This is a genomic window from Sphingomonas sp. ACRSK (assembly GCF_022346685.1).
Classification (GTDB): Bacteria; Pseudomonadota; Alphaproteobacteria; order Sphingomonadales; family Sphingomonadaceae; genus Sphingomonas; species Sphingomonas molluscorum.
Genome location: NZ_JAKRNR010000063.1, coordinates 1 through 6866, shown reverse-complemented (window position 1 = coordinate 6866; position 6866 = coordinate 1). Strand labels below are relative to the sequence as shown.

Here is a 6866-nt window from a genome sequence, read left to right as displayed (position 1 = left end):
ATCAAGATGGTCGCTCAGACTGAACAGGGACTTGGGATCCACCACGGCTCTCCATCATCGCTCCTGATCAATGAATCACCATAGCCCCCGAAACGCCATCGGTTTTTGCGGGTGTCCAGCTCGCTGATGAGGAGTTCGTTGGCATTCGAGTTCAGCGTGAGAGGATTCGCGCAGAAGCCGCTGAGGCAATTTCGGGAGGAGGAGCGTCGGTACCGCTAAGTCCAACGGCTGTTGATGAAGTAATAAGGGCCTGGCTGATTGAATCTGATGCAGTCAAGAAAGCAAACAACTTAGGAATCTCGGTGGATGTAGAATCATGGGATGAAGAGGATAACGCAAACGACATCATAGATCTTGCAGAAAAAGCAGGCATAACCACAGTAGATGGCCTTCAATCCGCGCTCAACATCGAATTTAGCCAGTACGTGGGCACATTTTCGGCGGTGGCTGACAGTCCGCCGTGGACAGTTAGTTTAAACTTCTTGGCATACGTAGTTCTGATAATAAGCTGCAGAACTCACGTTAATGCAAGTTATTTGATAGAACGCGACTGGAACCCGGACTATGCACACCGGATTGAAAAGATCCTCGAAGACCTTGAATGATCGCATCATGGTGGAGTAGGCCTCACTCGATATAAACCCCCACCACCTTCCAGCCGTCGCCTTCGCGGTCTAGCGACACGGTTTCGGTCGCGCCGCGCAGGTTCTCGAAATCGGTGCGGAAGCGGACCATGCGGTAGCCCTCGGGCGGCGCGGGCACATCCGCTTCGCTGAGCAGCTGGCGCGACAGCATGCGGCCGAGCGGCACGCGCGCCTGTTCGGAGGCGGCTTGCCAGGCGGCGACGGTGTTGAGCGACCGGAAAAACTGGCCGGTTGTGGCCCAGCTTTCCTGCCACTTGCCCGTCGAGCAGGTCGAGCCAGTCCGACGCTGTGCGGGTGACGGCGGTCTTGGTTATGGCGGCGGGCGGAGTGCTGGCGCGCTGGCTTTGTCATGCAGCCGGTAAACGGCCCTGCCGACTGCGGTCTTATCGTGCGCCCATTCCTCCCCAGTCCGGGGCGAGGTCATGTTCGCCGGCATTGGAATGGCTGCACATGCCTCTTCGCGATCCGAATTCATCACACGGGCACCTTCCAGCGATCGCTTCTGAGGGTCGAAAAGGGCGGATGGTTGGGCCGCTATTTGGACGAACTCCCACCACCGTCGAAATGCACCCGGTGCATCCCCGGGGCCGCGATCGGCGGGGACTGCGTGGCTCCCTCAAGGGAACGAAGCGCTCCTCCGCTTTGTTCGAGTCGCTGTCGTCACTGAAGTGGCGAATGGAGAGGGAGAATCATCATGGTCCATGCATCGGCAATCTTCGACACCCACGCGGAAGCAGAGCGCGCGGTTTCCGAACTGCGAACTGCTGGCGTGAACGACACCGATCTTTCGATCATCGCCCACCATGGCGGCACCACCACTGCCACATCGGGTGAAGGCGAGATCACGGACGAGCACCATCGCAACGTGCTGCGCGGTATCCTGGGCGGCGGGGCGCTGGGCGCCGGCCTGGGCGTTGCGGCACTCGCCATCCCCGGCGTGGGCCCGCTTGCGGCAGCGGGCGCGATCGCTGCTTCCGCGGTGCCGGAAGCCATGGCGATCGGCGCCGGCCTGGGCGCATTGACGGGAACGTTCAACGAGGTGCTGACCAAGCACGGCGTCAGCGAAGACGATGCCAACTATTATGGCGGACGCATGAAGGATGGCGGCGTCGTCGTGACGGTCGGCGGATCGGGCATCGACGGCGATCGCGCTCGCGAGATCCTGTACCGGAACGGCGGACACAATTCGACGCAGGCTCGCGCCTCCGCATACTGACCTTCGAAGGGCCGGGGCTACCACGCCTCGGCCCTCCCCTTGCCGCGCGGCAGGGACGCGTGACAGGCTTCGGGCGTTACCGGACGCCGCGGCTGAGGCGTTCACGACCTGGCGAGAACGCCTTCGCGCTCACTGGATATAGATCCCGACCACCTTCCAGCTGTCGCCTTCGCGGTCGAGCGAGACCGTCTCGGTCGCGCCGCGCTTATTCTCGAAATCGGTGCGGAAGCGGACCATGCGGTAGCCCTTGGGCGGCGCGGGCACGTCCGCTTCGCTGAGCAGCTGGCGCGACAGCATGCGGCCGAGCGGTACGCGCGCCTGTTCGGAGGCGGCTTGCCAGGCGGCGACGGTGTTGAGCGACCGGAAGGACTCGCCGGTCGCGTCCCAGCTTTCCTGCCACTTGCTCGCGTCGAGCAGGGCGAGAAAGGCGGACGCTGCGCGGGTTACGGGGGTCTCGGTTACGGGCGCGGGGGCGACGGCGGGTGGCGTGCCGGCTTGCGGCGCCTGGGTGGGGGCGGACAGGGCGAGCAGGGTGACCAGGAACGGGATCATGGCGAGTCCTCCGATGGCCCAGGCCGTCTTCGGGGGCGAAGGCGGCTCGGTGCTGGGCTGTCCGGACTGCTGATCGACCGGCGGGGGCGGGGCATCCCCGAACCTTGCGTCCCCGAGACTTTGGGGGACGGCCTCGCGCTGGCGGAGCAGGCGGGCGGCCTCCTTGCTGGTGGAGACGGAGAGCTTGCGGCGGGCGTCACGCAGGCGCTCGTTGATCGTGTGCACCGACAGATCGAGGTGGCGCGCCATCGACTTGGCGTCATGCCCCTCCAGCAGCAGGCGGAGCGTCTGCTTCTCCTTCTCGGTGAGTGCCTGGAGCCCGTCGGCCATGACCGCCATTCCCTGTGCTTTCGCGGGCGGATGCTAGGGCGCGGGCGGGGTGCGGGTCACCCCAAAATCCTTGTACCTGCGGGAGGGGGGCGCCTGAGGCGTCGTGCGGAAGCGTGTGGCCTTCCCGTGCTCCCGCGCAGGCGGGAGCCCAGGGTTCCCGGCACCGAGCGGCGTTGCTCTGCCGGGCCCTGGATCCCCGCCTGCGCGGGGATACGGAGTCGGAACGATGGGGTGGCCCGCCGCCGCAGTGGGACTGCTGTGGCGGAACCAGCTCACTCGGCGGCGGGGAGGTAGACCTCGCTGCCCTTTTCGCGGAAGCGCTCGCTCATTTCGGCCATGCCGGCTTCGGCAGAGGCTGCGTCCAGCGGTGACACCCCTCCACCATGCTTCGCAGGGTCCCCCTCCCCTTGCAGGGGAGGATGGGCGGCGACGAAGGTTTCGACGGGCGCGTTCTGGCGGGCGGCGAACTCGCGTACTTCCTGGGTGATCTTCATCGAGCAGAACTTGGGCCCGCACATCGAGCAGAAGTGCGCGGTCTTGGCGCCTTCGGCCGGGAGCGTCTGGTCGTGGTAGCTCTCCGCCGTGTCGGGATCGAGGCTGAGGTTGAACTGGTCGCGCCAGCGGAACTCGAAGCGGGCGCGGCTGAGCGCGTCGTCGCGCAGCTTGGCCGCGGGATGCCCCTTGGCGAGATCGGCGGCGTGGGCGGCGAGCTTGTAGGTGACGACGCCGACCTTCACGTCGTCGCGGTCGGGCAGGCCCAGATGCTCCTTGGGGGTCACGTAGCAGAGCATCGCGGTACCGTACCAACCGATCATCGCGGCGCCGATGCCGGAGGTGATGTGGTCATAGCCCGGCGCGATGTCGGTGGTGAGCGGCCCGAGCGTGTAGAAGGGCGCCTCGCCGCACGCCTCGAGCTGCTTGTCCATGTTCTCCTTGATCTTGTGCATCGGCACATGGCCGGGGCCCTCGATCATGACCTGCACGTCCTGTTCCCAGGCGCGCTTGGTGAGCTCGCCCAGCGTATAGAGCTCGGAGAACTGGGCCTCGTCATTGGCGTCGGCGATCGAGCCGGGGCGCAGGCCGTCGCCGAGCGAATAGGCGATGTCATACGCCTTCATGATCTCGGTGATCTCATCGAAGCGCTCGTAGAGGAAGCTCTCCTTGTGGTGCGCCAGGCACCATTTCGCCATGATCGAGCCGCCGCGGCTGACGATGCCGGTGACGCGCTTGGCGGTCATCGGGATGTAGGGCAGGCGGACGCCGGCGTGGATGGTGAAATAGTCGACGCCCTGTTCGGCCTGCTCGATCAGCGTGTCGCGGAAGATCTCCCACGTCAGCTCCTCGGCGATGCCGCCGACCTTCTCCAGCGCCTGGTAGATCGGCACGGTGCCGATCGGCACGGGCGAGTTGCGGAGAATCCACTCGCGCGTGTCGTGAATGTTGCGGCCGGTCGACAGGTCCATGACCGTGTCGGCGCCCCAGCGGATCGACCAGACGAGCTTGTCGACCTCGGCGGCGACGTTCGAGGCGACCGCGGAATTGCCGATGTTGGCGTTGATCTTGACCAGGAAGTTGCGGCCGATCGCCATCGGCTCGGATTCGGGGTGGTTGACGTTGTTGGGGATGATCGCGCGGCCGCGCGCGACCTCGTCGCGGACGAACTCGGGCGTGACGAAATCGGGGATGGCGGCGCCCCAGCTGTTGCCGTCGCGGGTCGCCGCCTCGTGCATCGCCGTGCGGCCGAGGTTCTCGCGGGCCGCCACATATTCCATCTCGGGCGTGACGATGCCCCGCCTAGCATAGTGCATCTGGCTGACGTTCATGCCGGGCTTGGCGCGCAAGGGGCGGTGGATGCGGCGCGGGAACTGCGGCACGCCGCCGGAGCGGTCGGGGCCGAGCTGGCCATTGTCCTCGGGCCGGATCTCGCGCGCGTCATAGGCCTCGACGTCGCCGCGCGCCTCGATCCAGGCGCGGCGGAGCTGGGGGAGCCCGGCCATGATGTCGATCTCGGCCGCCGGATCGGTATAGGGGCCGGAGGTGTCGTAGACGCGCAGCGGCGGCTCGCCGGAGCTCGGATCGAGGTCGATCTCGCGCATCGCCACGCGGATCTGCGGGTTGCCGGGGGCGGGGACGTGCACCTTGCGCGAGCCGCGGATGGGGCCGGTGGTTACGCCGATAGAGGTCTTTGCCGGGATGTCTGCCATGGTTCCACTCCATATGGAGGAAACGGACGCTGGCCGGCCGCTCCCTCCCTACGCCGGTGTCAGCCGGATCAGGTTCAGCGGGTCGCGGGCTCCTGCCCACCTCTCAACCGCGGCATAGCGGTCCCCCGGGGATGGCCATGGTGTACGCGGGTTCGGGGCGGACGCCAAGCGATAGTGGTGGCGGCAACCCGCGACGCGAAAACGGCTGGCGTCGGGACCAAGGCTTTGCTAGGCGCATCCACCGGCCGGCACCCGTAGCTCAGCTGGATAGAGCGCTGCCCTCCGAAGGCAGAGGCCACTGGTTCGAATCCAGTCGGGTGCACCATTTTCCAGCAGTTTCCTCGACGCCCTTGCGCCGGACGCGCCACGCTGCGGCGCGCGAGCGGAGCGTCAGCTGAAGATCGTGTCCAGCTGCGGCTCGGCGCGGCGCCGGCGGAGCACGCGCGCGAGCATGGCACAATAGACGCCGGCGGTTGCCGCTCCGGTGACGGCGGATACCAGCATCGTGAACAACGAGCTCCCGTTGCTGAACCTTGCAAACACGATGCCGGCGGTGAGGCCGGCGAGGATACAGATCCACCGGCTCGCCGCCGTCCCGCGCCGGGTCACGGGCCACAAGGCGGACAGCAGCACGGCAGCAGTGGGTGCGGCGACGAACGCGATGGCGACCCAGAGCAGGCAGAGCAGCACGGCTGCGTTCGGGAGGCTCATGCGCGCAGCCGATCCCTGTGCGATCAGCAACAGCGTCGTCGATCCGAGCGCCGGGATCAGCGGCCCCGCGAAACCGGCGATCAGGAGACCGGTTGCGTGCGCCTTCAGGGTCAGAGGGTGCGCCATGCGGTTGGCGGCCGGGGCCTTCGCGTGCTGCTTCTTCCTCAACACCGGTGCGTCGCTCCGCACCGCGCGCGTCGCAGCACCGGGCTGTTTGCGGCGCTGGCGCAGGAGGGGGTGCCGGTAACCGGGGACGGCCCATCGCCCTTCCAGACGGGCGCGGGCAAGGAGGCGGCGGTAGGCCCGGAGGGGACAGCGGATGCGGCGTGCAAGGGCATGGTCGCTGGCTAACCGGCTGCGCCCGTGTCGTCCATGTCGTGCCCGAACATCAGCCGGGCTGGCGATCGGTTCAGCCGGTTCCCCGTACACGGTCGCTCCTAGACCGAGCGCTGAATGGCCGATTGTGGTGGGAAGCGGGCTGGCAGTTGCAAAGTGCCTGCGAATGACACAGCCCTGTCCCCTCGCCCTGGGACGCTCTGAAACCTATGGCAGGAGCTATGCTTTTCAAAGAAGAAGGCTACGGCCGGTTGATCGTGCGCCATGCGACAGGCGGGGATGCTTGCTCCGTTGAAGAATTGTATGCTCAGCTTTCGCCCCGGAGCGGCGGAGTATCCGTTGACCCGGATCGGCTCGACCAGATCGCAGACGATCCCCGAAACCTACTTCTTGTAGTAGAGCACCAAGGGGTTGTTATTGCGACGGCCCTCCTGACCATCTGCTTAGATGCCATGTATAGAAGACAGCCGTTCGGTGTTGTCGAGAACGTCGTGGTTGATGCCTCGCACCGTTCGCTCGGATGTGGCCGGGCCCTTCTAGAGGCGATCGATCGTGTGGCCCTGAGTGCCGATTGCTCCAAAGTCATGCTTCTGAGCGGCGCCATGCGAAGTGACGCGCACGCATACTTTACAGCCATGGGCTACGATGGGGATGCGAAGCGCGGTTTCGTGAAATATCGCTCCAGTTTAGAAGCCGGTCAGCTAAACGGATGTAGGGTTTCAGGGTCGGTTTCGGTCGCCGGATAGGTCGCTCTGACGTTCTCCCTGTTTTTTCATCCAAGCTGAGTGAGAGTTTTCCGGCCCTTTAAAGCCTGTGTGCAAGGAGCTGGGACATGAAGAAGTCGAGGTACACGGAAGAGCAGATCGCGTTCGC

Annotated in this window: 6 protein-coding genes, 1 tRNA gene, 1 pseudogene and 1 riboswitch; of the genes and pseudogenes, 4 read left to right on the top strand and 4 right to left on the bottom strand. The window is 65.6% G+C overall.

The features are described 5' to 3' along the window. The first annotated feature begins 302 nt into the window (after window positions 1-302). Entirely contained in the window at window positions 303-605 is a 303-nt protein-coding gene (locus tag MHZ35_RS17455) for a hypothetical protein (protein ID WP_239436795.1), read from the top strand. A 22-nt stretch (window positions 606-627) separates the two neighbouring features. On the opposite strand, the pseudogene MHZ35_RS17450 reads toward MHZ35_RS17455, so the two are convergent. Then, window positions 628-894 (bottom strand): annotated as a pseudogene (locus tag MHZ35_RS17450) (DUF4019 domain-containing protein); the annotation flags it as partial. 444 nt (window positions 895-1338) lie between these two features. Between MHZ35_RS17450 and MHZ35_RS17445 the strand changes: the two are divergent. Then, window positions 1339-1860, top strand: coding sequence for a general stress protein (locus tag MHZ35_RS17445; RefSeq protein ID WP_239436794.1), 522 nt, complete (start codon window positions 1339-1341; stop codon window positions 1858-1860). A 129-nt stretch (window positions 1861-1989) separates the two neighbouring features. Here MHZ35_RS17445 and MHZ35_RS17440 read toward each other — a convergent pair whose 3' ends face one another. Both MHZ35_RS17440 and thiC read right to left on the bottom strand, forming a co-directional pair. After that, window positions 1990-2742 carry a DUF4019 domain-containing protein gene (locus MHZ35_RS17440; RefSeq protein WP_239436793.1) on the bottom strand — a complete coding sequence of 251 codons (753 nt, stop codon included), beginning with the start codon at window positions 2740-2742 and terminating at the stop codon, window positions 1990-1992. Window positions 2743-3014: 272 nt separating this feature from the next. Next, window positions 3015-4946: a phosphomethylpyrimidine synthase ThiC gene (gene thiC / locus MHZ35_RS17435; RefSeq protein ID WP_239436792.1), complete on the bottom strand. Its 1932-nt coding sequence runs from the start codon at window positions 4944-4946 to the stop codon at window positions 3015-3017. Between the two features lie 41 nt (window positions 4947-4987). Then, window positions 4988-5078: riboswitch (TPP riboswitch) on the bottom strand. A gap of 116 nt (window positions 5079-5194) precedes the next feature. Here thiC and MHZ35_RS17430 point away from each other — a divergent pair. Beyond that, window positions 5195-5271: transfer RNA gene (locus MHZ35_RS17430), tRNA-Arg, on the top strand. Window positions 5272-5336: 65 nt separating this feature from the next. Here MHZ35_RS17430 and MHZ35_RS17425 read toward each other — a convergent pair. Then, window positions 5337-5783, bottom strand: coding sequence for a hypothetical protein (locus tag MHZ35_RS17425; protein ID WP_239436791.1), 447 nt, complete (start codon window positions 5781-5783; stop codon window positions 5337-5339). A 431-nt stretch (window positions 5784-6214) separates the two neighbouring features. On the opposite strand from MHZ35_RS17425, the gene MHZ35_RS17420 reads away from it, so the two are divergent. Continuing rightward, entirely contained in the window at window positions 6215-6739 is a 525-nt protein-coding gene (locus MHZ35_RS17420; protein ID WP_239436790.1) for a GNAT family N-acetyltransferase, read from the top strand. The last annotated feature ends 127 nt before the right edge of the window (window positions 6740-6866 follow it).

Excerpts from the sequence above, each read along its gene's own strand:
- MHZ35_RS17445 (WP_239436794.1), top strand. The coding sequence starts at position 1,339 with ATGGTCCATGCATCGGCAATCTTCGACACCCACGCGGAAGCAGAGCGC.
- MHZ35_RS17440 (WP_239436793.1), bottom strand. The coding sequence starts at position 2,742 with ATGGCCGACGGGCTCCAGGCACTCACCGAGAAGGAGAAGCAGACGCTC.
- thiC (WP_239436792.1), bottom strand. The coding sequence starts at position 4,946 with ATGGCAGACATCCCGGCAAAGACCTCTATCGGCGTAACCACCGGCCCC.
- MHZ35_RS17425 (WP_239436791.1), bottom strand. The coding sequence starts at position 5,783 with ATGGCGCACCCTCTGACCCTGAAGGCGCACGCAACCGGTCTCCTGATC.
- MHZ35_RS17420 (WP_239436790.1), top strand. The coding sequence starts at position 6,215 with ATGCTTTTCAAAGAAGAAGGCTACGGCCGGTTGATCGTGCGCCATGCG.